This is a genomic window from Nocardioides sp., from assembly GCF_964228225.1.
Taxonomy (GTDB): Bacteria; Actinomycetota; Actinomycetes; order Propionibacteriales; family Nocardioidaceae; genus Nocardioides.
Genome location: NZ_CAXQZB010000016.1, coordinates 128894 through 155487 on the forward strand (window position 1 = coordinate 128894; position 26594 = coordinate 155487).

Consider the following 26594-nt stretch of genomic DNA (forward strand, 5'->3'; position numbering starts at 1 on the left):
TGCCCGGATCGTGGGGCTCGGCGCCGCAGATCGGTGGACTCGGGCTGAGGTCGACACTCCGACCCGGACCCGGAACAGACCCGGAAACGGACTGCGTCACGGTGGGTACCCACCTGCCAGGATGGGGCGGGAGCACCGGTCGACGAGAGGGCGCACGATGAGGACGGGATCGGTCCACGCCGTGGTCGTGGGCCCGGGTCACCACCGATGAGCACGGCCGAGGCGGCGGACGCGACGCACGAGCCGTGGGACCTGGTGGTGGTCGGCGGTGGCACCGCCGGGCTGGTCGCGGCCAAGACCGCGGCACGCCTCGGGGCGCGGGTGCTGCTGGTGGAGTCCGACCGCACCGGCGGCGACTGCCTCTGGACCGGATGTGTGCCGTCCAAGGCGCTGCTGGCGGCGGCCCACGGCGTCGCCCGCGCCCGGGGACTCGGACACCTCGGGATCGACGTCGGGGCCCTCGCGGTGGACCTCGGCCGGGTACGCGCCCACGTGCGCGCGACGATCGCCGCCATCGAGCCGCACGACTCGGTGACGTCGTTGGTCGAGGTCGGGGTGAGCGTGCGCCGGGGCCGTGCCCGATTCACCGGGCCGGACGAGATCATCGTCGCACCGACCGACGGAGGGCAGCCGGAACGGCACCGGTTCCTGCGCGGCGTGCTCGCCACCGGCGCCTCGCCCACCGTGCCGGCCACCCTCGACGGCCTGGACACGCTCGATCCGCCGGCGCTCACGAGCGAGACCGTGTGGGAGCTGGAGCGACTGCCGGCGCGTCTGGTCGTGCTGGGTGCCGGTGCGATCGGCGTCGAGCTCGGCCAGGCGCTCCAGCGGCTCGGCTCCCGGGTGACGCTCGTGGAGGCGGCCGACCGGATCCTGCCGGGGGTCGACCCCGATGCCGCGGCGGTGCTCACCGCGGGCCTGCTCGCCGACGGCATCGACGTGCGCACCGGACGACGCGCGGTCGCGGTCACCGCGACGGCGGTGGTGCTCGACGACGGCGCCTCGATCCCGTGCGACCGCGTGCTGCTCGCGCTCGGACGCACCCCACGCACCGCGGACCTGGGCCTCGAGGCCGCCGGCGTGCGGACCCGCCCGGACGGGACGGTCGAGGTCGACCCGCGGCTGCGCACCACGAACCCCCGGCTGTGGGCGGCCGGCGACCTCACCGGCCATCCGCAGCACACCCACGTGGCCGGAACCCACGGCAGCCTCGCCGCCTCCAACGCCGTGCTCGGCCTGCGACGCCGCGTCGCTCCCGCACCTCCACCGCGCGTGGTCTTCACCGACCCCGAGATCGCCGCCGTCGGTGCGCCCACCGCGGCGCCCCCGCCCGGAGGCCGGGTCGTGAGCCTGCCCCACACCGACCTCGACCGTGCGGTGGCCGAAGGCCGCACCGACGGATTCTCCCGGCTCGCGATCGATCGCCGAGGACGGGTGGTCGGCGCCACGATCGTGGCGCCGCGGGCCGGGGAGATGCTCGGCGAGCTCAGCGTCGCCGTCGCCCGTGGCCTGCGCACCCGCCAGCTCGGCGCGGTCACGCACCCCTATCCGGCCTGGACCGACGGGCCCTGGCAGGCCGCGCTGGCCGACCTGCGCACCGGCCTGGAGTCGCCGCGCACCCGGCGGGCGACCGGGACCCTCGTGCGCTGGCGGCGTCGGCGCCTGCCGCGACCGGGCCGATGGACGGGCCGATGACCGGGCCGATGACCGGGACGATGACCGGGACGATGGACGGGCCGGCGGGTCGCCCCGTGCGACTCCTGCTCGTCGGCGCCGGGCACGCCCATCTGCCGCTGATCGCCGCCGCCGATCGGCTCCGGGCAGCGGGGGTGGAGCCGGTGCTCGTGGCCCCCGCAGCGTTCCACTACTCCGGCACCGTGGCCGCCCTCGCGACCCGCACCGCCGCGACCGCCGGCCACGCGCCCGGGCGGATCGACGTCGCCGCCCTCGCCCGCCGCCACGGGGTGCGGCATCACGTCGGGCGGCTGACCGACCTCGACCTCGACGCCCGCACCGCCCGCACCGACGCCACCGACGGCATCGACAGCGGGGCGGACCTAGCCTGGGACCTGGTGTCGTTGAACCTCGGCAGCACGACGACCTCGCCCTGGGCGGCGGTGCCCGACGCCGTGATCCCCGTCAAACCGCTGGCCCCCCTGATGCGGCTCGGGACGCTCCTCGACGCCGGAAGCCCGGCGAGGCCGTCGAGCGTCACGGTGATCGGCGGCGGCGGGAGCGGCATCGAGCTCGCCTGCGGCATCGCCACACACCCGCAACGGCCGCGGGTGCGGCTGCTGGAGTCGGGCCCGGTGCTGGGCCCCTCACTGCCCGCGGGGGCGCGCCGCGTCGTCGCCGCACGGCTGGCCGCGCTGGGGATCGCGGTGCACCTGGACGCCCGGATCGAGGCCGTCGAGCGCGACGCCGTGACGGGCCGCTGGGCCACCTCCGACGCCGCCGGCTCGGGTACGAGCGACACGCAGCGGATGGCCCACGACCTCGCCGTGGTCGCCACCGGTCTGCGGGCCGCCCCGGAACTGGAGCGGTGGGGACTCGGCGATCACCGCGGGGTGCCCGTCACAGCCCACCTGCAGCACCCCGCCCGACCGGAGGTCTACGCCGTCGGCGACTGCGCCCACTTCCTGCCCGGCCCGTTGCCCCGCATCGGGGTGCACGGCGTGCGCCAGGCGCCGGTGCTGCTGGCCGGGCTGCTGCGCCCCGACCGCCGGCCGCCGGCCTACCGCCCCCGAGCGACGTCGCTCGCGGTCTGGGACCTCGGTGCGGGGGCCGCCCTCGCCGTGCGCGGCGAGCGCTGGTGGCAGCGGGGGGCGGGGCCGCTGAAGGCGCACCTGGACCGACGCTGGCTGCGCCGGTGGCAGTGACGGGCCAGTGACGGGGTCAGTGACGGGGTCAGTCAGGGGCAGCGAGGCACGTCGTCGGATCTGCGCCGCAAGCGCCGTCCCCACCAGCCGCCACCCACGGTGAGCAGCACCAGCGCGGTGGCACCGACGACGATGCCGACCGGGTCGCTGCCCGAGGCGCCCAGCGCGGCGTAGGCCAGCGCTCCGGGCACGATCCCGAGGGCGGTGCCGAGCAGGTAGTCGCGGGCGCGCAGGCTCAGCAGACCGCACGCGTAGTTGAGCGGGGTGAAGGGGAACAGCGGCACCAGTCGCAGGAGGAGCACGGCCGTGAGACCGTGCTCGCCCAGCACGCGGTCGGCCTCCTGCAGGCGACCGCCGAGCAGCCGGTCCACCGGTCCCCGACCGACGCGGCGCCCCAAGGCGAAGCCGCCGAGCGCCCCGAGCAGGGCGCCCGCCCAGGCCACGACGGCGCCGCCCGCGACGCCGTACAGCGCCCCGGCCGCGAGCGTGAGCACGGAGGCCGGGACCGGGAGCGTCACCAGCACGGCGTAGCCCGCCACGAACGCGACGGCCCCGAGCGGCCCGAGGCCCTCGGCGGCGTCGCGCAGCTGCGCCGGTCCGTCCCAGCCGCTGACCCGGATGCCGACCGCGACCGCGACGACCGCGGCGAGCAGGGCGAGGACGCGAGCCAGATCGGCACGGGTGCCGGCCCCACCCCGAGCCTCGTCGTCCACCTGCCCGGGGTCCGGCCCCTGATCCGGCCCCTGATCCGGCCCGGGGTCGTGATCGGTCATGCCGTCGCTCCGGCGCGCAGTGCCCGCAGCGCCGCCGGGACGCGACCGGCCGCCGAGAGCCCCACCACGACCGCCCAGCCCACCGCGACCACGACGGACAGGTCGGGATCGACCAGCGGCAACAGCAGCCACACGCTGTGCACGACTACCGTCTCGGTGCCCTCGGCGAGACCGCCGAGGAAACGCAGCGACCGGGGATCGTCCTGCGCCAGCCCCCGCCGTTCGGCCAGGGAGGAGAAGGCCAGGAACGCCGCACCGTTGAGGTAGTAGGCCACCAGGACGGCGACGAACGGCAGGGCGGTGCCGGCCGACCAGCCCTGGGTCGCGGTCACGCCCAGGAGCACGCCGACCACCCCGGCGGCGTAGGCGGCGAAGTCGGCCATGATGTCGGCGAACCCGCCCGCCTCCGTGGCGCCGCGCCGCCGGGCCAGCGGACCGTCGAGTCCGTCGACGAGCCGCGAGCCTCCCCACAGCACGAACGCGACCACCCACCACTGCGACGCGGCGGCGACCGCGCTCGCCAGCCCGAGGGCGAGACCGGCCGCGGTGAGCCGGCCCGGGGTGATCCCCGGTCGGTCGAGCCACGCGGCCCCGCGCTCCAGCGGCGCGGCCAGGACCACCCGCACCCGGGCGTCGAACATCTCGTTCCTCCTCCGGCCCGGGGGCTCGGGACGTCCACGACCCTACCGAGGGCCCCCACCCGGCCCGCCGTGGCGATCCCGCACACTCGACCCGAACCTCCGGACCCATCCGTGTGCCCGCCGGCCATCGAACCACCGCCGGATCCGGGACGCTCGGCTCCGTCCCCTCCCAGAGAGATCCCGCCCGTGATGCCGCTCCCGCACGCTCCGACCGCCCGCGACACCCGACCGGACCACCCCTCGCGGGCCCGGCGCGGCCGCCGGCGGGCGAGGTGGGCCCTGGCCCTGGGCGCCGCGGTGCTCGGCATCACCGGCTGCGCGGCCCCCGACCCGGTCGCGCCCCGCAGCGAGGACCGGCCCTGGACCGAGGTCCTGCAGGAGGCGCAGGGCCAGACGGTCGACCTGTGGATGTTCGGGGGCGACGAGCGCGGCAACGCCTACGTCGACGACGTCCTGGCTCCGGCGGCCGCCGATCTCGGCGTGACCCTGCGGCGGGTGCCGGTGGCGGACACCTCCGAGGCGCTGCAGCGCATGCTGGCCGAGCGGGCGGCCGGCAGCACCGACGGCGCCGTCGACCTGGTGTGGGTCAACGGCGACAACTTCGCCACCGGCAAACAGGCCGGCGCCTGGCTGTGCGGCTGGGCCGACGACCTCCCGAACGCCCGATTCCTCGACCCGCAGGACCCCCTGCTGACCGCCGACTTCGGCGAGCCCGTGGACGGCTGCGAGTCGCCCTGGCACAAGGCGCAGTTCACCTTCGCCTACGACAGCGCCGCGATCCCCGAGCCGCCGCGCACCCTGGAGGGCCTGCTCGACTGGGCCCAGGACCACCCCGGACGCTTCACCTATCCCGCACCGCCGGACTTCACCGGCTCGGTGTTCGTGCGCCAGGCGCTCTACGCGGTGGCGGGCGGGGCCACCCGGGTCCCGCCCCGCTTCGAGCAGGCCGCCGCGGACCGGCTCACCCCCGCTCTGTGGGAGCGGCTGCGGAGCCTGGCGCCGTCGCTGTGGCGCGAGGGCCGCACGTACCCGCGCGACGTCGCCGCGCTGGAGCGGCTCTACGCGCGGGGCGAGGTGGACGTCACGATGACCTACGGCCCGGCTACCCTGACGGCGCTCGTGGCCGATGGGACCTTCCCGGCCACCACCCGGGTGCTCACGCTGGAGGACGGGACGGTGGGCAACGCCAGCTTCCTCGGGATCCCCGCGACCTCCCCCGACCAGGCCGGAGCGATGGTGGTGGCCGACCTAGCGCTCTCCCCCGCCCAGCAGGCGGCGAAGGCCGATCCCGCCGTCTGGGGCCAGTTCACCGTGCTCGACGCCGGCCGGCTCGACGCGGCCGACGCCGCGCTGTTCGCCGCACTCCCCCGGTCCCCGGTCGTGCCGCCCTACGAGGTGCTGTCGAAGGGCGCCGTGCCCGAGCTGGCCTCGGACTGGGTCGGTCCCCTCGACGACGGCTGGCGGCGCGAGGTCCTCGGGCGCCGATGAGAGCCCCGACGAGGCCGGCCCTGCGTGCGGCGGTACCGGCGGCGCCGGCAGGCCCGGCCGTCGCGGTCTCCCTCGTGGTGGCCGGCACCGGGATGGGCGCGGTCCTGCTGACCTCGGTGGGCCTGCTCCCGCTGTTCGGGCAGCCCGAGCTCACCGCCGCCGGCTGGCGTCAGGTCGCCGCCGACCTGGGCCCCGGCGTGGTCGAGAGCCTGCGGCTCGCGCTGGCCTCGACCGCCCTCGCGGTGGTGATGGGGCTGCTCCTCGCGCTCGTGCTCCTCGACGCCGCGGTGCTCGCGCCCCGGCGCGCTGCGCTGCTGCGCAGCGCGCTGGTCGCGGTGCTCCTCGTGCCGCACCTGGTGGGGGCCAGTGCGATGGGCCTGCTGCTCGAGGATCGCGGGGTGGCCGCCCGTACCCTGGGCTCGGGCCTGGGCACCGGTCTGGGGATCGGCCCCGGCGACTGGCCCGCCCTCGTGGCCGGCGACGTCCCCACCGCGGTCGTGCTCACCTTCGCCTGGAAGGAGTCGGCCTTCATCGCCCTCGTGGTGGTGGCCGCCCTCGCCCCCGGGCACTCCGCGCGCCGCGACGCCGCGCGCTCGCTCGGCGCGGGCACGGTCGCGTGGTGGCGTTGGGGAGTGGCCCCGGCGGCCCTCCCCTCCGCCCTGGCCGGCGGTCTGGTCGCGATGGTCTTCACCCTGGGCAACTACGAGGTCGCGTGGTTGCTGGGCCGGGCGGCTCCCGAGCCGCTCCCGGTGCTGTCGGTCCGGCTGTTCCGCTCCCTCGACCTGCTCGACCGCCCGGCCGCGGCGGCCGCCGTCCTCACCACGGCCGGGCTCGCCCTCACCGCCGTGGCCCTGACGCTCCTCCTGCTCCCGCGCCTGGTCGGACCGCTCCTCGGCGACCTGCACACCTCACCCGCACCGAGGGGCCGCCGATGAACCGCTCGCCGCGGGCCCTGCCGGGACGTCGGGCCCTCCTGGACCGTCCCGCACCGCCGAACCGTCCAGCACCACCGGGTCCCGTCGGAGTCCTCGGCGCGCTGGGGGTGGTGTGGCTGGTGCTTCCGCTGATCCCGCTGCTGCTGTGGGGGGCCACCGACCGCTGGAGCCTGCGCGCTCCGCTCCCCCAGGACTGGGGGACCGACGGGTGGGAGCAGGCCTTGCGCGACGGCGCACTCGCCGCTGCCGGACGGTCACTGCTGCTCGGCGCAGCGGTGGCGGCGATCGCGGTACCGCTCGGCCTGGCGGCGGGGCGGGTGCTGGCCTGGGGGCTCACCGGGTCACCACGCCGGCTGCTCACGATCCTGCTCGCACCGCTGCTGCTCCCACCCGTCGGGATCGCGATGGGGCTCGACGTGGTGATCCTGCGGATCGGCGTGCCCGCACCGGTCGCGGTGACGGCGGTGCTCGTGCTGTTCGCCCTCCCGTACACGACCGCCGTAGCGGCCACCGGCTACACCCGCGTGACACCGCAGTGGCACGATCAGGCCCGCGCGCTGGGCGCATCCCCCCGCCAGGCGCATCGGTGGGTCGTGCGGCCCGCGATGCGCCGGAGCCTGCTGCTCGCCACCGGACTGGCGTTTCTCGTCGGATGGAGCGACTACGCCGTCACCCTGCTGCTCGGCGGCGGTCGCACGCTCACCCTTCCGATCCTGCTGGGCGCCAGCGCCGCCGGCACCGGCAACGAGAACACCACTGCCGCGCTCGCGCTGATGACCGTCCTGCTGCCCGCGACGGGCCTCACGCTCACGCTCGCGATCCGGCGTCTGGCGGCGACCCTGAGCCTGCGGCACGCGGGGGCGACATGAGCAGCCTGGACCTGCACCAGCTGGTGCTGCGCTATCCCGGCGGCACCGCTCCCGCGCTGGCTGGGGTCGATCTGAGCGTCGCCTCGGGCGAGCTGCTGGCGGTGATCGGCCCGTCGGGCTCGGGCAAGTCCTCGCTGCTGCGGGTCGCGGCCGGCCTCACCCCGCTCGACGCGGGCCGGATCGTGCAGGACGGCGTCGACGTCACCGGTGTCCCGATCGAGCGTCGTGCGGTGACGATGCTGTTCCAGCACCCGCTGCTGTTCGACCACCTCGACGTCCTCGACAACGTCGCCTTCCCGCTGCGGGCCGCCGGCCACCGTCGCCGGGCGGCACGGGAGCGGGCGGCCCTCCACCTGGCACGGGTCGGCCTGTCCGCACTGGCCCGACGCCGACCCGACCGGCTCTCGGGCGGTCAGCAGCAACGGGTGGCGCTGGCGCGCGCGCTGGCGGCCGCCCGGCCGGTGCTGCTGCTGGATGAGCCCTTCAGCGCCCTGGACCGCGAGACCCGGGAGCAGATGCACGACCTGCTCGCGGACCTGCGTCGCGAGGACGCGCCCACCGTAGTGCTGGTCACCCACGACCTCGACGAGGCCGCCGGCGCCGACCGAGTGGCGGTGCTGATCGATGGTGTCGTCGTCCAGGTCGGGACCTGGCAGGAGCTCCGGTCGCGGCCCGCCACCGTGGGGGTCGCCCGGTTGCTCGGCGGGTGGACCGAGGTGCCGGGCACGGTGCGAGACGGCGTGCACCACTCGACCTGGGGCCGGGTGGTGATCGAGCCGAGCTGCCCGATCACCGAGGGCGCGGCGGTGCTGCTGTGTCCCACGACCCATTGGCGGTTGACACTCGCCCCCACCGACGCCGTGCTGCACGCCGGCCCCGGCCTGCACCTGCAGGGGGTGATGGAGCGTCTCCGGATCCGGGACGGCCGCTCCCTCGCCCTCGTCGGGGCCGACGGCACGACGGTCGAGGTGCCGCTGGCAGCCGGGGAGTCGGTGCCGACGGGCGCCGCGGTGGCCCTGAACGCACCCCTCACACGCGGCTGGGCCGTCCCGACAGCCTGATGCGGGCCCCGGGCCGATCGGCTCAGGGGGCGAAGTCGCCGCGGGTGGCGCGGAAGCGCCCCAGGACGTCGACGAGCACCGCGATGTCCTGCGGCGCCAGGCCCAGGCCGCAGAACACGTCGTCGTTGAGGACGGCGGTGGCGTCCTCGACCAGGCGGGCGCCGGTGTCGGTGAGCACCAGGATCGCCGAGCGGCCGTCGTCGGGGTTGGCCTCGCGGGTGATGTGGCCGTCGGAGGCGAGCCGGGCCGCGAGGCTGGTGAGCGACGTCGGGTGCACCTGCAGCCGCTGGCCGGCCTTGCGCATCGTCATCCGCCGGCCGTGGGCGAAGCTCAGCAGCCGCAGCAGCTCGAAGCGGGCGAAGGTGAGACCGAAGGGCCGCAGCAGGGCGTCGATCTGGGTGAGCAGCAGCTGCTGGGCCCGCATCACCGAGGTGACCGCCGCCATGCCGTCCGCGGCGTCGTGCCAGCCGTGGGCGAGCCACTGGCGGCGCGCCTCGGCGATCGGGTCGCGGCCGGGGGCGGCCGGTCCGTTGAGCGGCATGGTCATCGGCGCCCACCCTAGGGCATCACGGCCTCCGGCCCGTGCTCCAACAGCGCCACGAACCCGGCCTCGTCGAGCACGGGGACGCCGAGCTGCTCGGCCTTGTCGGCCTTGGAGCCGGCGTTCTCGCCCACGACCACGAAGTCGGTCTTCTTCGACACCGAGCCGGCCGCCTTGCCGCCGCGGGCCAGGATGGCCTCCTTGGCGGAGTCGCGGCTGAAGTCGACCAGGGACCCGGTGACGACGACGGTGAGGCCCTCCAGCGTGCGGGCGATGCTCTCGTCGCGCTCGTCGGCCATCGCCACCCCGGCCGCCTCCCAGCGGTCGACGATCGCGGCGTGCCAGTCGACGGCGAACCACTCGATGACGGCGTCGGCGATGGTGGGGCCCACCCCGTCGGCGGCGGCGAGCGCCTCGTGGGTGGCCTCGCGCACGGCGGCCATCGAGCCGAACTCGGTGGCCAGGGCGCGGGCGGCGGTGGGGCCGACGTGGCGGATCGAGAGCGCGACGAGCACCCGCCACAGCGGTGCGGCCCGCCGCTCGGCGAGGTTGGCCAGCAGCTTCACGCCGTTGGCGGTGAGCTGCGGCCCCTCCTCCCCCTTCTTGGGGGCCCGGGTGAACAGCGGGGTGCGCAGCAGCGCGGCCTCGTCGAGGTCGAACAGGTCGCCCTCGTCGGTGATCGCCCCGGAGTCGAGGAGCGCGACGGCGGCCTCGTACCCCAGGCCCTCGATGTCGAAGGCGCCGCGGCCGGCGACGTGGAAGACCCGCTCGCGCACCTGCGCCGGGCACTCGCGGTGGTTGGGGCAGCGCAGGTCCTTGTCGCCCTCCTTCTGCTGCACCAGCCCGGTGCCGCAGCTGGGGCAGGCGGTGGGCATCTCCCAGGCCGGCAGGCCCTCGGGGCGCAGCGCGAGCACCGGGCCGACGATCTCGGGGATCACGTCGCCGGCCTTGCGCAGCACGACGGTGTCGCCGGGGCGCACGTCCTTGCGGGCCACCTCGTGGGCGTTGTGCAGGGTGGCCATCTCGACGGTGGAGCCGGCGACCTTGGTGGGCACCATCCGACCGAAGGGGGTGACGCGCCCGGTGCGGCCGGTGTTGACCTCGATGGCCACCAGCAGCGTGTTGACCTCCTCGGGCGGGTACTTGAACGCGATCGCCCAGCGCGGCGCGCGGCTGGTGGAGCCGAGCCGGCGCTGCAGCGCGACGTCGTCGACCTTGACCACGACGCCGTCGATCTCGTGCTCGACGTCGTGGCGGTGCTCGCCGTAGTAGGAGATGAACTCCTCGACCTCGGCCAGCGACCCGCACACCCGCGCCCGGGTGGACGTCGGCAGCCCCCACGCCCGCAGCGCCTCGTAGGCCTGCGACTGCGCGGCCGGCTCGAAGCCCTCGCGGAACCCGATGCCGTGGCAGACCATGCCGAGCGCGCGGCCGGCGGTGACCCGCGGGTCCTTCTGCCGCAGGCTGCCGGCGGCGGCGTTGCGGGGGTTGGCGAACAGCGACTCCCCGGCCTCCCCCCGGGCCCGGTTGAGCGCCTCGAAGGCCTCGTGGCTCATGAAGACCTCGCCGCGCACCTCCACCACCGCGGGCACCGGCACCCCGGCGTCGGCGACCAGCCGGTGCGGGATGGCGGCGATCGTCTTGACGTTGGGGGTGACGTCCTCACCGGTGGTGCCGTCGCCGCGGGTGAGGGCGCGCACCAGGCGCCCGTGCTCGTAGAGCAGGTTGATGGCCAGACCGTCGACCTTCAGCTCGCACAGCAGCGCCGGCGTGGTGCCCTCGGGCACGCCGTCGCGGAACAGCCGCGCGTGCCAGGCCGCCAGCTCCTCGGCGGAGAAGGCGTTGTCGAGGCTCTCCATGCGCTGGCGGTGCTGGACCGGGGTGAACTCGGTGGACACCGCACCGCCCACCTGCTGGGTGGGCGAGTCGGGGGTGCGCAGCTCGGGGTGCGCCTCCTCGAGCTCGGTGAGCCGGCGCAGCCGGGCGTCGTAGTCGGCGTCGGAGAGCGTCGGCTCGTCGAGCACGAAGTAGCGGTAGCGGGCGTCCTGGACCTCCTCGGCGAGCAGACGGTGCTCCTCGCGGGGGTCGGGTGAGCCGGTCATGGGCCCATTGTGGCGGTGAGCACCGACACTCCCTTCGGAGGCATCCGCCGGGGGCCTCGGCTGCGAATCTTGCAACATGCCCGCGACTGCGCCCGGACCCTCCCTCACCCGCCTCGACGTCGCCGACCCCCGCGCGGTCGTGCTCCTGCTGCACGGCGGCAAGCCCAGCAGCACCACGCCGGTGGACGCCCGCAGCGCCTCCTGGCGGCGGATGGCGGCGGTGCAGCGCGCGGTGACCCCCGCCGCGCACGCCGCGGGCGTGTCGACCTGGCTGCTGCGCTACACCCAGCGCGGCTGGAACGGCGGCGCCCCCACCCGCGACGCCCGCTGGGCGCTGGAGCAGGTGCGCCGCGAGCTCGGCCCGCTGCCGGTGGTCCTGCTCGGCCACTCGATGGGCGCGCGCACCTCGGCCTACGTCGCCGACGACGAGCACGTCGTCGGCGTGGTGGGCCTCGCGCCGTGGTGGCAGCCCGACGACCCGGTGCGGGCGCTGACCGGACGCCGGGTGGCCGCCGCGCACGGGCGCACCGACAAGATCACCTCCGCGCGCATGACCCGCGACTTCCTCGAGCGCGCCCGGCCACTGGCCACCGAGGTGGAGTTCCTGGATCCCGGGCGAGTGGGGCACTACATGCTGCGCCGGGTGCCGGTGTGGAACGAGTTCGCGACCAGCCGGCCGCTGCGCTTCCTCGCCGACGCGGGCGCGATCACCGTGCCCGGGCACGGCGCCGGGGAGCACCACGGCGACTGAGCCGCCCCGGCTCCACGAACCACGTACCGGGGGCCGCTGCTCCCGGATCCGGCGGGATCCGTCCGGGTGTTGACATAGAACGAAACTGTTCCGTACCGTTCTGCGGGATGGAACGATGTCGTTCCGTCGTACCACCCCGGACACCCGTCCCCGATCCCGAGAGCCCGCCCATGACACCCCCGCCGGTCGACCAGGTCCGCCCCCGCATCGAGGGCGACCGCGAACAGCAGATCCTCGACGCCGCCCTCGCGGTGCTCGTCGAGGTCGGCTACGACCGGCTCACGATGGACGCCGTCGCCACCGCGGCCCGGGCCTCCAAGGCCACCCTGTACCGCCGGTGGAACTCCAAGGCCGCCCTGGTCTCCGAGGCGCTCGTCAGCCGCCGCGGCCCCCTGCAGACCCCCGACACCGGCAGCCTGCGCGGCGACCTGGTGGCGATGTTCTGCGGGCCGCACGGCATGACCGACGGCTCCCAGACCGCCATGCTCGCCGCCGTCCTCACCGCGGTCACCCGCGACGAGGAGTTCGCCACCGAGTTCCGCGCCCGCTTCCTCGAGCCCAAGCTCGCCCTCGCGACGGCCGTCTTCCGGCGCGCCCAGGAGCGCGGCGAGGTGCGGGCCGACCTCGACACCGACCTCATCGCGCCGCTGCTGCCCAGCGTCGCGATCCACCGCCACCTCATGGTCGGCCTGCCGGTGGACGAGGAGTTCATCGCGCGCGTCGTCGACGAGGTGGTGCTCCCGCTCGCCTGCCCGGCCGGAGCCACCGGCTCCACCGGCTCCACCGATCCCCGCTGACCCACCCACGACCTCGGGTCCCCGGCGTCACGCACGCCTGTCTCCATCCACGGCACACCCGCCGACGATCACGAAGGTTCACCATGACCGACCTCACCGACACCGCCACCGACGCCGGCGGCCCCGACCGCGCGGCCGCACAGAGCGGGAAGACCCCGAACCTGACCTGGGCGCTCATCGTCATCTCGATCGCCCAGCTGATGGTCGTGCTCGACGGCACGATCACCAACATCGCCCTGCCCTACATCGGCCGCGACCTCGACATCGACCAGGCCAACCTGACCTGGATCGTGACCGGCTACGCCCTCGCCTTCGGCGGCCTGCTGCTGCTCGGCGGCCGCCTGGGCGACCTGCTCGGCCGCCGCCGGGTGTTCATGACCGGCCTGCTGGTCTTCGCCGTCGCCTCGGCGATCGGCGGCGTCGCGCAGAGCGAGGCCATGCTGCTCTCCTCCCGCGCCCTGCAGGGCCTGGGCGCCGCGCTCGCGGGCCCCGCGGCGCTGGCGCTGATCACCACGACCTTCCCGGCCGGTCCCGCCCGCAACCGGGCCTTCGCGGTCTACGCCGCCATGTCCGGGGCCGGTGCGGCCGTCGGCCTGATCCTCGGCGGATGGCTCACCGGCCTCGACGGCCTCGCCGGGCTCGACGTCGAGGGCTGGCGGCTGACCTTCCTCATCAACGTGCCGATCGGTCTCGTCGCGGCCGCGCTGGCGCCCCGCTTCCTCGTGGAGTCCGAGCGCACCGAGGGCGGCCTGGACGTGCCCGGCGCCATCACCGGCACCCTGGGCCTGCTGGCCCTGGTCTACGGCATCACCCGCGCCGGCGAGGAGGCCCACGGCTGGGGCGACACCTGGACGATCGCCAGCCTGGCCGCCGGCGTCGCCCTGCTGACGACGTTCGTGCTCGTGGAGTCGCGCGTGGCGCACCCGCTGCTGCCCACCCGGATCTTCCGCGACCGCACCCGGGCGGCCAGCTTCGCGGCGATGATGTTCGCCCCCGCCGCGATGTTCGCCAACTTCTACTTCCTCAGCCTGTTCATCCAGCAGATCATGGGCTTCTCCTCGCTCAAGGCCGGCTTCGCGTTCCTGCCCTTCTCCTTCGGCATCGTGATCGGTGCCGGGCTGGCCTCGAACCTGGTCAACCGGATCGCCCCGCGCGTCATCTCCGGCACCGGCACGCTGTTCGCCGCGATCGGGCTGTTCGCCTTCTCCCGGCTCGACGTCGACGACTCGCCCTCCGCGGTGGTCGCCGCGCTGCGGTCGGGCCAGGCCGTGGGCGCCGACGTGAACTACTTCACCCACATCTTCCCGTTCATCGTCCTGATGGCGATCGGGATGGGCATGGTGTTCGTGCCGCTCACCCTCACCGCGGTGCACGGCGTCGCGGCGCAGGACTCCGGCATCGGCTCGGGCGTGCTCAACACGATGCAGCAGGTCGGCGGCGCCCTGGGCCTGGCGGTCCTCGGCACCGTGTCGCTGCACTTCGCCAACAACCGGGGCGACGAGGTGGCCGGCGAGCTGGCCCGGGCCACCGGCGGCGACCAGGCCCTGTTCGGCCAGTCGCTGTTCCAGAGCACCTACACCACCGGCGCCACCCATGCCCTGCTCGTGGCCTCCGGGCTGATGCTGGTGGCCTCGGCGATCATCTGGACCCAGCTGCGCGTGCGCCCCGAGGAGCTGGCCTCCGACGGCGCCGAGGGCGCGCCCGCCCACCTGGGCTGAGTCCCCGGGAGCTGATTCCACCCGATCCGCCCGACACCCGCGGGCATCCGCGACGGCCCGTCATCCTCCCGATCGGAGGTGGCGGGCCGTCGCCGCGCTCAGGGCGAGCGCCCGACGCGCCCACGCCGGTGTCGCACCCGCGAGCCCGCAGGAGGGGCTGACGACGAGGTGCCGGCCCACCTCGGCGGGGTCCAGCCCTACCAGGTCCAGCCAGCGCAGCACCCGCTCGACCAGCGCGCGCTCGTCGGGCGCCGTCCCCGGGAGCGGGTCGGTGCTCGGCACGACGCCGAGCCCGACGACGGTGCCGGCCTCCAGCGCCTCGGCCAGGACGTCGTGGTCGGCGGGGCCCAGCTGCGCGGCGTCGACGAGCAGGCCGTCGGCGCCGGCCTCGCGCACCAGCCGCCACGGGGTGTCGGCGGCGCAGGAATGCACCCAGGCCGCCGCGCCGGCCTCGCGCGCCGGCGCGAGCACCCGGCCGAGCAGCTCGCGGGCCTCGGGCAGGTCGACCGACCGGTGGCGGCCGTAGCCGCTGGCGGTGGGCACACGGCCGGCGACCACCGCGGCCAGCACCGGCTCGTCCACCTGCAGCGTCCAGTCGCTGACGCCGGGCAGCCGGCGTCGCAGTCCGGCGAGGTGGTCGGCCACCCCGGCGGCGAGGGCGTCGGCGAGGTCGCGGCGGGCGCCGTGGTCGGCGAGCACGCGGTCGCCGCGCGGCTTCTCGGTGGTGGCGGCCAGGGTCCACGGCCCCGCCACCTGCACCTTCAGCGGGCCGCGGTAGTCGGCGGCGAGCTCCTCCAGCGCGTCGAGGTCCTGGGCGAGCAGGCTGCGCGCACGCCGGTGGTCCACGCCCGAGCCCCCACCGGTGAGCCGCCAGCCGGCGGGCTGGAGGTCGACGCCGAGCTCGGCCACCAGCGCCAGCGCACGACCGGTCATCGCGGCGGTCACCCCGCGCGCGGGCAGCTCGGGGAGGTGCGGCAGCCGGGTCGGGGCGGCCGGGTCGTCCTGCTCGGCCCGCTCGCCGAGCACGACCCGGATCGCCTCGCGCTCGTCCTCCCCCGGCCAGGACCCGATGCCGGTGGCCCGCACGCCCTGCCCAGCGGCCTGCCCAGGGGCCTGCTCAGGGGCCTGCTCAGGGGCCTGCTCGGCGGTCATCGCGTGCTCGCGATCGTGGCGGAGCCGACCACCCGGGAACCGGTGTAGAGCACCGCCGCCTGGCCGGGGGCCACGCCGTGGGCGGACTCGAGGAGGGTGACCTCGAGGGTGTCGCCGTCGTGGGACACCTGCGCGCGGGCGGGCAACGGAGCCCCGTGGGCCCGCAGCTGCACCGCGACGTCGGAGCCCTCGAACCGCGTCCCGGGTGCCGGGACGTCGTCGCACCAGCGCGGCCGCCGACCGGTGAGGCCGTGCACGGCGAGCCGTTCGCGCGGGCCGACGCGGACGGTGCCCTGCACCGGCTCGATGTCGAGCACGTAGCGCGGGCGACCGTCGGGCGCGGGGCGCCCGAGCCGCAGGCCCTTGCGCTGACCGATCGTCAGGCCGAGGGTGCCGTCATGGCGGCCCACGACCTCGCCGGTGGCGTCGTCGACGATGTCGCCGGGGGCGAGCCCGGGCACCTCCCGCTCCCCCACGCTGCTGCGCAGGAACGCCGCATGGTCCCCGGAGGCGACGAAGCAGATGTCGTGGCTGTCGGGCTTGGCCGCCACCCGCAGACCGAGCGCGGCGGCCTCGGCGCGCACCTGCGTCTTGGTGGAGTCGCCCAGCGGGAAGTGGGAGTGGCGCAGCTGGTGCTGGTCGAGGACCCCGAGCACGTAGGACTGGTCCTTGGCCGGATCGACCGCCCGGTGCAGCTCCACCCCCGCCCCCCGCGGCACCAGGCGGGCGTAGTGGCCGGTGGCGACGGCGTCGAAGCCCAGCGCGAGGGAGCGGTCGAGCACCGCGGCGAACTTGATCCGCTCGTTGCAGCGCAGGCACGGGTTGGGGGTGCGGCCGGCGGCGTACTCCTCGACGAAGTCGACCACCACCTCGTCGTGGAACTCCTCCGAGAGGTCCCAGACGTAGAACGGGATGCCGAGCACGTCGGCGGCGCGGCGGGCGTCGTTGCTGTCCTCGATGGTGCAGCACCCGCGGGCGCCGGTGCGGTAGGACGCCGGGTTGCGCGAGAGCGCGAGGTGGATGCCGGTGACGTCGTGTCCGGCGGCCACCATCCGCGCCGCGGCCACCGCGGAGTCCACGCCGCCCGACATCGCCGCCACGACGCGGAGCGGCGCGGCGGAGGTCCCCGCGCTCATCGGCGCGCGGCCCGGGCGCGCTCCACGACCGGGCCGATGGCGTCGAGCACCGCGGCGACGTCGGCCTCGGTGGAGGTGTGGCCGAAGGAGAAGCGCAGCGAGTGCCGCGCCGCCTCGGGGCTGCAGCCCATCGCGAGGAGCACGTGGGAGGGCTGGGCGACCCCGGCCGAGCAGGCCGAGCCGGTGGAGCAGGCGATGCCGCGGGCGTCGAGCAGCATGAGCAGGGAGTCGCCCTCGCACCCGGGGAAGCCGAGGTGGGCGTTGCCGGGCAGTCGTTCGCCGTCCAGCGGGGCGCCGTGCAGGTGCGCGTCGGGCACGCGTTCCAGGACGCCGGCCACCAGCGCGTCGCGCAGCACCCGCACCCGCGCCGCGTGGGCCTCCCGCTCGGCGACGGCGTGCGCCACGGCGGCCGCGAAACCGGCCACGGCGGGCACGTCGAGGGTGCCGCTGCGCACGTCGCGCTCCTGCCCACCGCCGTGGAGCAGCGGGGTGATCGCCAGCTCGCGACGGGCCACCAGCGCCCCCACCCCGAGCGGTCCCCCCACCTTGTGCGCGGTGATCGTGAGGGCGTCGACGCCGCTGTCGTGCAGTCTCACCGGCACCTGGCCCAGGGCTTGCACCGCGTCGGTGTGCACCGGCACGCCGTGGCGGCGGGCCAGCGCGACGACGTCGGCGATCGGCTGCAGCGTGCCGACCTCGTTGTTGGCCCACATGCAGGTGACCAGGGCGACCGAGCCGGGATCGCGCGCGAGGCTCTCCTCGAGGGCGGCGAGGTCGAGCCGGCCGTGGGCGTCGACCGGCAGCAGCTCCACCTCGGCGTCGTGGCGGCCCAGCCAGTGCACGGGGTCGAGCACGGCGTGGTGCTCGACGGCCGTGGCCAGCACCCGGCGGCGGGCGGGGTCGGCGTCGCGGCGGGCCCAGGCCACCCCCTTCACCGCGAGGTTGTCGGCCTCGGTGCCGCCGGAGGTGAGCACGATCTCGCTGGGACGACAGCCCAACGCGTCGGCGAGGACCTCACGGGACTCCTCGACCACGCGGCGGGCACGACGCCCGGGCGCGTGCAGCGACGAGGCGTTGCCCACCCGGGTGAGCTCGGCGACCATCGCCTCCACCGCCGCCGGGACCATCGGGGTGGTCGCGGCGTGGTCGAGGTAGTGCACGGACTCGGTCATGACCCGCCCAGCCTACGCACCCGGGCGGCGCGCCCGGTCGGGGTGATCAGCGGGTGACGCGCACCGTGCCGAGCGACGTGCCCGCCCGGGCAGGGCGGCACTGCGACACGATCGGGCCGAAGGAACTGGAGCCGCTGAAGGCGGTGATGGCCGGCGTCACCCGGGTGGGCACGAGCACCCGGTAGCGACCGGGCTGGGCCGGCGCGGTGAAGGCCCGGGTGCGCGTGGCCGCGCGCAGCGTGAACGGACCGTCGGCGGGGATCCGCGTCCGCGGCACCGAGAAGGCCCGCACCGGGATGTTCGCCGGACCGAAACGGGCCGCGGAGGAGGTGATGTCGGCCGAGACGGCGTCGACGCCGAACTGGCGCAGCATGTCGGCGACCTCGTCGGGCACCACGACCGAGCCCGACACCCGACGGGCCGCCACGCGGTCGCCCGTGCCGACCGAACGGGGCAGGGCGACGTCGAGGGTGATCCGACCGGTGTAGGTGGTCGTGCGCCCGCCGGCCGTCGTGGTGCAGGTGTAGGCGGTCGTGACGGCACGCTCGGCCGTCGCGGCGCGGGCGGCGGAGGCGGGGCCCGCGGGTGCCGAGACGGCACCGGCGCAGGCCAGGGCGGCGACGGCAAGCAGGGACGCGGAGCGGAGCAGGCGGGATCGGATCACGGGCCAGAGCCTACGTCGGCGCGCCTCACCCTCGCGCGGGAACCGGCACGCGGCCCTCGCCGCGGGCGGCGGCGGAGTCGGGGGTCCAGCGGTGCAGCTGGTGCATCACGACGTCCATCGTGCGCGGTGCCACGAGGCCCGCGATCTCGCCCACGACACCCAGCGGCACGCTCCACGTGACGGGGCGGTCCTCCAGCGCCCGCACCACCCGCCGGGCGGCCTGGGCCGAGGTCATCGCCGGACGCCCGTCGTACTCCTCGGTGGGGGCGACCATCGGGGTGCGCACCAGGCCGAAGCGCATGTTGGTGAACGTGACGCCGTCGGCGTAGCTCTCCCGGGCCGCGATGCGCGCCCAGGTGTCGAGGGCGGCCTTGGAGGCGATGTAGGCCGAGAACTTCGGCGCCTTGAGCGTGACGCCCCAGGTCACGATGTTGACGACGTGACCGAAGCCGCGCTCGCGCATGCCCGGCAGCAGCCCGAGGGTGAGCCGCACGGGGGCGAGGTAGTTGATGGCCATCGTGCGCTCGACGTCGTGGAAGCGGTCCTCGCTGAGCACCAGGGAGCGGCGGATCGAGCGGCCGGCGTTGTTGACGAGGTAGTCCACGCCCCCGAGCGCCTCCATCCCCGCCACGAGCGCGTCGACGGCGTCGGGGTCGGTGAGGTCGGCCGGGTGCACCACGACCTCGCCACCGGCGGCCTCGATGCGGCCCGCCACGGCGGCCAGGGCCGCGGCGCGGCGCGCCACGACGACGACGCGCGCCCCGCGGGCCGCGACCGCCTCCGCCGTGGCCTCCCCGATGCCGGAGGAGGCGCCGGTGACCAGCACGGTGCGTCCCCGCAGCGGGCTCGGGGCGCCGGTGGCCCCGCGCACGACCCGACGCGCGAGCGCGGTGGGGGTGATCAGCAGCGCCTGCGCGGCGGTGGCGAGCCCGAGCGGGTCGGGCAGCGACCGGACGGGGAGGGTCATCGGGCGCTCTCCTCGGCGGCGTCGATGAAGTCGCGCACGAAGTTGATCGGGCGCACCCGGCCGCTGACGATCGGGGAGTCGCCGGAGCTGAAGTAGGCCGAGGGGATGCCGATGATCTCGGCGTCGTTGTTGATCGCCGCGCCGCCGGAGTTGCCGGGGGCGATGCGCGCGTCGGTGTCGATCTCGGAGCGCTCGCCGAGGTCGGGGCGGTCGATGAAGGTCGAGACCACGCCGGTGGTGACGGTGATCCGCGCGGACTCCGAGATGCCGGGGAAGCCCAGGATCGTGATGTCCTCCCCGCTCGACATCTCGTCGGAGTCGCCCAGCGGCATCGTCGGCAGGTCGAGGTCGTCGGGCTCGATCTCCGTGCCGTCGGCGGTGGCGTAGATCTGCATCACCGCGACGTCGGTGACGCCGTCGGCGGCCACCGGGCGGGCCCGGTACTCCGGCTCGGCCGGGGCGTCGTCGGAGCCGGTGAGGGCCACCAGCAGGTAGTCGGGGTCGGCGATCTGCTCGTCCTCGGAGTAGTACTCGGCCAGGCCGGGCGAGGACGGCGCGGCGACGTGGGCGTTGGTGAGGATCAGCCCGTGCGGGGTGATCATCGAGCCCGACCCGCTGTACTGCACCGTGCCGCCGAAGGAGTCCTCGGTCTCGGCGAGCAGCAGCACCGTGGCGGCCTTCGCGCGGTCGAGCTCGTCGCGGGTCAGCACCGCCAGGGAGTCGTCGGCCGCGGGCGGTGCCGGCTCGTCGCCGCCGACGCGGGTGGCGACCACCACGATGCCCACCACGAGCACGAGCACCCCGAGCACGCCGCCGGTGGCGGCGCGCGCGCGGCGCCGGCGACGCCGCGCGAAGCGGCGCTCTTCCTCCGCGGCCGAGAGGATCGGCACCAGGCTGACGGCCGGGCCCGCCACGGGGTGGCCCAGCCGCAGGTCGAGCCGCTCGTCGAACCGGGTGGAGGCGACGCGGCGGCCGTCGTCGAAGCTGCCCTCCGCCGAGCCGTTGGTGTACACCCAGGCGCCGGGCATCGCGGTGATCTGGCCGTGCTGGCGCGAGCACACCGGGTCCTCGATGACGATGTCGTTCTCCGGCGCCCGGCCGATCCGCAGGGTGGCGGGGTGGCGGTAGCGGTACTCGCGGCCGCCCGCGATCACGAGCAGGTCGGGTCCGCTGCGCGGCATCGGGGCGCCGGTGTGGCCCGGCGGTCCGGCCACCGCCAGGATCTGGGTCTGGTCCAGCGGCGCCGGGGGCGGGGGCGGCATCCCAGGCAGCCCGGGGGCGCCCTCGGGTGGCAGCGAGGTCTGCTCCGGCGTGGGCACGGCGGGGCGCGGGGTGAGGGTCACGGTGGAGCCGGCGACCTCGGGGCCGCACTGCACGGTGGTGGGGCCGGCCACGAGGTGCTCGCTGATCCGCACGCCGGCCACGAAGGTGCCGTACTGGCTGCCGGCGTCGACGACCACCCAGCCCGCGGGCGTGGGGCGCAGCTCCGCGTGCAGCCGCGAGACCGAGCCGGCGGTGAGCAGCACGTCGGCGTCGATCGAGCGCCCGACCCGCAGGGGTCGCGTGCCGTCGAACTCCAGCGTGCGGCCGTCGACGGTGACCGACAGGGGGACCATGCCCGGCATCCTAGGCCGTGTCCCACCCGTCGCCCCGCGGCCCGGTTCAGGCGAGCAGGCTGCGCACCACCCGCAGGCCCACCTCCATCCGGGCCAGGTCGGTGACCTCGTCGGAGCAGATGTCGCCCAGCGTGCCGGTGGCGCGCTCGAGGGCCTCGCCCTGCTGCAGCTCCCAGGCGGCCACCCGCTCGCCCGCGGGCAGCGCGGCGTCGGTGGCGGCGAGGACCTGGCTGGTGAGCGCGGCGTGCACGCTGTGCAGGTCGTCGCGCAGCGTGGCGCGCGCCATGGTCTGCCAGCGGTCGGCGCGCGGCAGCGCCAGGATGCGACCGGCGAGCATCGGCAGCCCGAGACGGTCACCGAGCGCGAAGTGCACGGCGGCGACCTCCTCGACCTCCCGCTCCTCGCGCAGGGCCACGTCGACGACGTTGAGCAGCGCGTAGGCCGGCGGGAGACCGGCCACCCGGGATGCCAGGTCCTCGGGCACCCCGTCGGCGACCAGCGCCGCGCGCCGCTCCTCCCAGTCCGCGGCCTCGGTGCCGACCAGGAGCGTCGGCAGCTGCGCCATCGCCGCCAGGACCGGCTCGCGGAACCGCGCCACCAGGGCCGCGGAGTCCAGCGGGGGACGCCGGGTGGTGAGCAGCCAGCGCGAGCCGCGCTCCACCAGGGTGCGCATCTCCAGGCGCATCCGGGTCTGCACCCCGGCGTCGATCCGGTTGTCCAGCGCCCGCACCTGCTCGCGCAGCTCCAGGGAGCCGAAGATCTCGCGGGCCACGAAGTTGGCCCGGGTCAGCTCGGCCGCACTCGCCCCGGTCTCCCCCGCCAGCCGCGGCCAGTAGGTGAGCCCGGCGCCGTTGACCAGGTCGTTGACCACCTGGGTCACGATGATCTCGCGGCGCAGCGGGTGGGCGCGCACCTGCTCGGCGAAGCCCTCCTGCACCGGCCGGGGGAAGTAGGCCTGCAGGTCGATGTCGAGGTAGGGGTCCTCCGGCACGTCGGAGTCGAGCAGCTCCTCGGCCAGCACGATCTTGGTCCAGCACAGCAGCACCGCCAGCTCGGGCGGGGTGAGCCCCAGCCCCTGCTCCTGGCGCCGGGCGACCTCCTTGCTGGTGGGCAGCGCCTCCAGCGCACGGTCGATCACCCCCCGCTTCTCCAGCGCGCGCATCCAGGCCTCGTGCACGTGCAGCAGGCCGGGGGCGTTGTGCACGGCGTTGGCCAGCGCCAGGTTCTGCTCCTCGTTGTCGCGCAGCACGAGGTCGGCGACCTCGTCGGTCATCCGGGCGAGCAGGGCGTTGCGCTGCTTGAGCGTGAGGTCGCCGCCCAGCACCACGCGGTCCAGCAGGATCTTGAGGTTCACCTCGTGGTCGGAGGTGTCGACCCCGGCGGAGTTGTCGATGAAGTCGGTGTTGATCCGACCCCCCGCCGCGGCGTACTCGATGCGCCCCCGCTGGGTGACGCCGAGGTTGCCGCCCTCGCCGATGCAGCGCGCCCGCACGTCGGCGCCGTCGACGCGCAGGCCGTCGTTGGACTTGTCGCCGACCTCGAGGTGGGTCTCGCCCGAGGCCTTGACGTAGGTGCCGATGCCGCCGTTCCACAGCAGGTCCACCGGCGCCAGCAGGATCGCCCGCATCAGCTCGGTGGGGGTGAGCCGGTCGGGGACGTCCTCCTCCAGACCGAGCGCGACGCGCACCTGCGGGCTGATCGGGATCGACTTCGCCGAGCGCGGCCAGACACCGCCGCCGGCCGAGATCAGCGACGGGTCGTAGTCCTGCCAGCTCGAGCGCGGCAGCGCGAAGAGCCGCTGGCGCTCGGCGAAGGAGGTGGCGGCGTCGGGATCGGGGTCGAGGAACACGTGGCGGTGGTCGAAGGCCGCCACGAGGCGCAGGTGCTCGGAGAGCAGCATGCCGTTGCCGAACACGTCGCCGCTCATGTCGCCGACCCCGACCACCGTGACGTCCTCGCGCTGGCAGTCGATCCCCATCTCACGGAAGTGGCGGCGCACCGAGACCCAGGCGCCGCGGGCGGTGATGCCCATCGCCTTGTGGTCGTAGCCCACCGACCCGCCGCTGGCGAAGGCGTCGCCGAGCCAGAAGCCGTACTCGCGGGCCACGTCGTTGGCGATGTCGGAGAAGGTGGCCGTGCCCTTGTCGGCGGCCACCACGAGGTAGGAGTCGTCGCCGTCGTGGCGCACCACGCGCTCAGGCGGCACGGTGACGCCGTCGTGGAGGTTGTCGGTGACGTCGAGCAGGCCGCGGATGAAGGTGCGGTAGCAGGCCACGCCCTCGGCCAGCCACGCGTCGCGATCGGTGGGGTCGGGGAGGTCCTTGGCGTAGAACCCGCCCTTGGCGCCGACCGGCACGATGACGCTGTTCTTCACCATCTGGGCCTTCACCAGCCCGAGCACCTCGGTGCGGAAGTCGTCGCGCCGGTCGCTCCAGCGCAGTCCGCCACGCGCCACGGACCCGAAGCGCAGGTGCACGCCCTCGACGCGCGGGGAGTAGACGAAGATCTCGAAGCGGGGCCGCGGCGCCGGCAGCTCGGGGATCGCGGAGGGCTCGACCTTGAGCGAGAGGTAGTCGTGCGGGCGGCCCGCGGCGTCGCGCTGGTAGTAGTTCGTGCGCAGCGTGGCCCGCACGTGGGTGAGGTAGGACCGCAGGATGCGGTCGTGGTCCAGGCTCACGACGTCGTCGAGTGCGGCTCGGATGCGCTCCTCGACCTCGGCCTCCGACCGCGCCCGCGCCTCGGCGTCGCCGGGGCGGTCGGGGTCGAAGCGGCGCGCGAAGGCCTGGACGAGCAGCCGGGTGAGGTCGACGTTGCTCACCAGCGCGTCGATGATCGACTCCTGGGAGAACAGGCTGCCGCCCTGGCGCATGTAGCGGGCGTAGGCCCGCAGCACCGTGGCCTCGCGCCAGGTCACCTGCGCGCGCAGCACCACCGCGTTGAAGCCGTCGACCTCCGCGGCCCCCGAGAGCAGCGCCCGCACCGTGTCCTGGAACAGGTCGCGCGCCCGCGCGGGCAGCACCCCCGGGTAGCGCAGCCCGAAGTCGTAGATCCAGCACCCGTCGGCGGCGTCGCCGGCCGGCAGCAGCTCGTAGGGCCGCTCGTCCACCACCTCGACCCCGAGCGAGGAGAGCACCGGCAGGATCGTGCTCAGGCTCAGCGCCGGACCGATCCGGTAGATCTTCAGCCGCGCCTCCCCCGGCCCGGCGTCGACGTCCTGGTACAGCGCGAGGTCGACGCGCCCGGAGCGGTCCGTACCGGGCGTGCCTCCGGTGCCCGCCCCGGTCCCGTCGGCCCCGGTCCCGTCCGGCCCGTCGCCGGACTGCACGAGCGCCTCCAGCCGGGCGAGGTCGGCCGAAGCCGTGCGCGGGCCGAAGTCCTCCTTGTAGGCCTCGGGGAAGGCGTCGAGGTAGCGGCGCGCGAGGCGCGAGCCCACCTGTTCGCCGTGGTCGGCCACGACGGCGGCGAGCAGGTCGTCGCGCCAGCTGCGGGAGGCCTCGGCCAACCGCCGCTCCAGGTCGGCGGTGTCGACCTCCGGCAGCGCCCGCCCCCGCGGCAGCCGCACCACGAAGTGCACGCGGGCGGTGGTGGACTCGTCGATCCGGACGTTGAACTCCACCGACTCCGCCTGCAGGGCCTCGGCGAGGATGCGGCTGAACCGCTCGCGCACCGCGGTGTTGTACCGGTCGCGCGGGAGGTAGACCAGCACCGAGACGTAGCGGCCGTAGGTGTCGGCCCGCGCGAAGACGCGCAGCCGGCGCCGCTCCCGGGCCTGCATGGCGGCCTCGGCCAGCGGGGCGAGCTCCTCCACCGGCGTGTGGAACAGGTCGTCGCGCGGATACGTCTCCAGGGTGTCGAGCAGCGCCTTGCCGGCGTGGCCCTGGGGGTCGAAGCCGCTGCGGTGCAGCACCGCGGCGACCTTCTCGCGCAGCACCGGGATGCGCAGGAGCGACTCGGTGTAGGCGGCGCTGGAGAACAGGCCCAGGAACCGGCGCTCGCCGGTGACCTCCCCGGCGGCGTCGAAGGTCTTGATGCCGACGTGGTCGAGGTAGGCGGGCCGGTGCACGGTCGCGCGCGAGTTGGCCTTGGCCAGCACGAGCAGCCGGGGCTCGCGGGCCCGCGCCCGCACGGGCTCGGGCAGCCGCGCGAAGGACGCCGACACCGGCCCCGTGCCGGTACCGGTGCCGCCCGGGGAACCGGCACCGCGCTCCCGCAGGATGCCCAGGCCCGAGCCCGCGACCGGGCGCAGCACGTCTTCCGCGGCCGCTCCCTCGGCTCCCGGGTCCCCCTCAGGAGCGACCCGCTCGAGGGTGTAGTCGCGGGCCCCGAGGAAGGTGAAGTGACCCTCGGCCAGCCAGGTGAGCAGCTCCGCGGTCTGGCGCGCCTCCTCGACCGGGATCGTGCCCGGGATCGTGCCTGGAAGGGGGGCCGTGCCGGTGGTCGTGCCCGGGGCCGCGGCGAGCAGGTCGGCGGCGATCTCGCGGGCGCGGGCGTGCATCGCGTCCCAGTCGGTCACGGCGGCGCGGACGTCGTCCAGCACGCGTTCGAGGTCCGCGGCGATCGACTCGACGCTCCCGGGGGCGCCCGGGTCCTCGGGTCCGCCGGCCGGGACCCGGTCGATCTCCAGGTGCATCCAGGACTCCCGGACCGCCCCGGGCGCCGGCTCGCGCGACTCGTCGGGCACGGCGTGCACCTGCTGCAGCACGCCGTCGGCGTCGCGGACGACGTCGAGCAGCGGGTGGATCACCAGGTGCACGTCGCGCCACTGGCGGCCCAGCTCCATCGTGAGGGAGTCGACGAGGAACGGCATGTCGTCGACGACGACCTGCACGACCGTGTGGCCGGCCGCCCCCCAGCCCTGCTCGGCCGGGTCGGGGGTCTCGACCCGCACCAGCGCGGTGCCGGCGGGACGTCGGCGCGCGAGGGCGACGTGGCGCGCCAGGGTGCCGTAGAGGTCGACGTCGGTGCGGCCGGCGAGGTCGTCGGCCGGGACGTGCCGGAAGTAGCCGGTGATCAGCTCCTCGACCTGGTCCGGCGGCACGGCCCCCGAACCGCGGCGACCGCGGCCGACCTCCACGGCCGCGCGGAGCAGGTCCTCGCGGGCACCCTCGGCCGAGCTCCAGCCGTCGGGGCGGGGGCCGGGGCGATCAGGCCGGTCGGGCTGGTCGGGCTGGCGGAGCGGGTCGGGCTCGGTCGAGCGATCGGGTGTGGGGGCGTCGGAAGCGTGCGTCGTCGTTGACACACCTGCCACGCTAGGGCGGCCGGGCGACGGTCTCAACCGGAACGCACCGATGCCCTCGGGGGATCGCCGGAGGAGGACACGCCGCCCGCCCCG

Annotated in this window: 20 protein-coding genes; 9 read left to right on the forward strand and 11 right to left on the reverse strand. The window is 75.6% G+C overall.

Annotation, left to right across the window (positions count from 1 at the left end; translation table 11 throughout):
• The first annotated feature begins 207 nt into the window (after window positions 1-207).
• Complete coding sequence (locus ACERUJ_RS04205) at window positions 208-1695, forward strand: NAD(P)/FAD-dependent oxidoreductase (RefSeq protein WP_370247193.1); 1488 nt, start codon at window positions 208-210, stop codon at window positions 1693-1695.
• A gap of 8 nt (window positions 1696-1703) precedes the next feature.
• The gene (locus ACERUJ_RS04210) at window positions 1704-2879 is read left to right on the forward strand and encodes an NAD(P)/FAD-dependent oxidoreductase (RefSeq protein WP_370247194.1); all 1176 of its coding nucleotides are present in this window, start codon (window positions 1704-1706) and stop codon (window positions 2877-2879) included.
• Window positions 2880-2911: 32 nt separating this feature from the next.
• On the opposite strand, the gene ACERUJ_RS04215 is transcribed toward ACERUJ_RS04210, so the two are convergent.
• Both ACERUJ_RS04215 and ACERUJ_RS04220 read right to left on the reverse strand, forming a co-directional pair.
• Complete coding sequence (locus ACERUJ_RS04215; protein ID WP_370247195.1) at window positions 2912-3592, reverse strand: TVP38/TMEM64 family protein; 681 nt, start codon at window positions 3590-3592, stop codon at window positions 2912-2914.
• A 56-nt stretch (window positions 3593-3648) separates the two neighbouring features.
• Window positions 3649-4293 carry a CDP-alcohol phosphatidyltransferase family protein gene (locus ACERUJ_RS04220; RefSeq protein WP_370247196.1) on the reverse strand — a complete coding sequence of 215 codons (645 nt, stop codon included), beginning with the start codon at window positions 4291-4293 and terminating at the stop codon, window positions 3649-3651.
• Window positions 4294-4482: 189 nt separating this feature from the next.
• On the opposite strand from ACERUJ_RS04220, the gene ACERUJ_RS04225 reads away from it, so the two are divergent.
• From ACERUJ_RS04225 to ACERUJ_RS04240, 4 genes are read left to right on the forward strand one after another with little or no spacing between them, the layout of a single operon-like run.
• Entirely contained in the window at window positions 4483-5781 is a 1299-nt protein-coding gene (locus tag ACERUJ_RS04225) for an ABC transporter substrate-binding protein (protein WP_370247197.1), read from the forward strand.
• Entirely contained in the window at window positions 5778-6716 is a 939-nt protein-coding gene (locus tag ACERUJ_RS04230) for a hypothetical protein (RefSeq protein WP_370247198.1), read from the forward strand. Before ACERUJ_RS04225 ends, ACERUJ_RS04230 begins: the two co-directional genes overlap by 4 nt.
• Window positions 6713-7585, forward strand: coding sequence for an ABC transporter permease (locus tag ACERUJ_RS04235; protein ID WP_370247199.1), 873 nt, complete (start codon window positions 6713-6715; stop codon window positions 7583-7585). Before ACERUJ_RS04230 ends, ACERUJ_RS04235 begins: the two co-directional genes overlap by 4 nt.
• Complete coding sequence (locus tag ACERUJ_RS04240; RefSeq protein WP_370247200.1) at window positions 7582-8646, forward strand: ABC transporter ATP-binding protein; 1065 nt, start codon at window positions 7582-7584, stop codon at window positions 8644-8646. The genes ACERUJ_RS04235 and ACERUJ_RS04240 overlap by 4 nt, the downstream gene beginning before the upstream one ends.
• Before the next feature lie 22 nt (window positions 8647-8668).
• Here the strand turns inward: ACERUJ_RS04240 and ACERUJ_RS04245 are convergent, their stop codons facing one another.
• Both ACERUJ_RS04245 and ligA read right to left on the reverse strand, forming a co-directional pair.
• Window positions 8669-9193, reverse strand: coding sequence for a MarR family winged helix-turn-helix transcriptional regulator (locus ACERUJ_RS04245; RefSeq protein ID WP_370247201.1), 525 nt, complete (start codon window positions 9191-9193; stop codon window positions 8669-8671).
• A gap of 11 nt (window positions 9194-9204) precedes the next feature.
• Window positions 9205-11289, reverse strand: a complete 2085-nt coding sequence (gene ligA / locus ACERUJ_RS04250) for an NAD-dependent DNA ligase LigA (RefSeq protein ID WP_370247202.1) — start codon at window positions 11287-11289, stop codon at window positions 9205-9207.
• 76 nt (window positions 11290-11365) lie between these two features.
• Between ligA and ACERUJ_RS04255 the strand changes: the two genes are divergently transcribed.
• From ACERUJ_RS04255 to ACERUJ_RS04265, 3 genes are all read left to right on the forward strand, one after another.
• Window positions 11366-12040, forward strand: a complete 675-nt coding sequence (locus ACERUJ_RS04255; RefSeq protein WP_370247203.1) for an alpha/beta hydrolase — start codon at window positions 11366-11368, stop codon at window positions 12038-12040.
• A 170-nt stretch (window positions 12041-12210) separates the two neighbouring features.
• On the forward strand, window positions 12211-12837 hold the full coding sequence (locus tag ACERUJ_RS04260) for a TetR/AcrR family transcriptional regulator (RefSeq protein ID WP_370247204.1): 627 nt from the start codon (window positions 12211-12213) through the stop codon (window positions 12835-12837).
• An 83-nt stretch (window positions 12838-12920) separates the two neighbouring features.
• Window positions 12921-14555, forward strand: coding sequence for an MFS transporter (locus ACERUJ_RS04265; RefSeq protein ID WP_370247205.1), 1635 nt, complete (start codon window positions 12921-12923; stop codon window positions 14553-14555).
• 60 nt (window positions 14556-14615) lie between these two features.
• Here the strand turns inward: ACERUJ_RS04265 and ACERUJ_RS04270 are convergent, their stop codons facing one another.
• From ACERUJ_RS04270 to ACERUJ_RS04300, 7 genes are read right to left on the reverse strand one after another with little or no spacing between them, the layout of a single operon-like run.
• Window positions 14616-15707, reverse strand: a complete 1092-nt coding sequence (locus ACERUJ_RS04270) for a methionine synthase (RefSeq protein ID WP_370247206.1) — start codon at window positions 15705-15707, stop codon at window positions 14616-14618.
• Window positions 15704-16843: a tRNA 2-thiouridine(34) synthase MnmA gene (mnmA, locus tag ACERUJ_RS04275; protein WP_370247207.1), complete on the reverse strand. Its 1140-nt coding sequence runs from the start codon at window positions 16841-16843 to the stop codon at window positions 15704-15706. The genes ACERUJ_RS04270 and mnmA overlap by 4 nt, the downstream gene beginning before the upstream one ends.
• Complete coding sequence (locus tag ACERUJ_RS04280; protein WP_370247208.1) at window positions 16840-18015, reverse strand: cysteine desulfurase family protein; 1176 nt, start codon at window positions 18013-18015, stop codon at window positions 16840-16842. Before ACERUJ_RS04280 ends, mnmA begins: the two co-directional genes overlap by 4 nt.
• A 46-nt stretch (window positions 18016-18061) precedes the next feature.
• Complete coding sequence (locus ACERUJ_RS04285) at window positions 18062-18679, reverse strand: DUF6801 domain-containing protein (RefSeq protein ID WP_370247209.1); 618 nt, start codon at window positions 18677-18679, stop codon at window positions 18062-18064.
• A gap of 25 nt (window positions 18680-18704) precedes the next feature.
• Window positions 18705-19646 (reverse strand): SDR family NAD(P)-dependent oxidoreductase, encoded by a 942-nt coding sequence (locus ACERUJ_RS04290; protein ID WP_370247210.1) that lies wholly within the window; start codon window positions 19644-19646, stop codon window positions 18705-18707.
• On the reverse strand, window positions 19643-21262 hold the full coding sequence (locus ACERUJ_RS04295; protein WP_370247211.1) for an FHA domain-containing protein: 1620 nt from the start codon (window positions 21260-21262) through the stop codon (window positions 19643-19645). The genes ACERUJ_RS04290 and ACERUJ_RS04295 overlap by 4 nt, the downstream gene beginning before the upstream one ends.
• 46 nt (window positions 21263-21308) lie before the next feature.
• Window positions 21309-26501, reverse strand: coding sequence for an NAD-glutamate dehydrogenase (locus tag ACERUJ_RS04300; RefSeq protein ID WP_370247212.1), 5193 nt, complete (start codon window positions 26499-26501; stop codon window positions 21309-21311).
• Window positions 26502-26594: the final 93 nt, after the last annotated feature.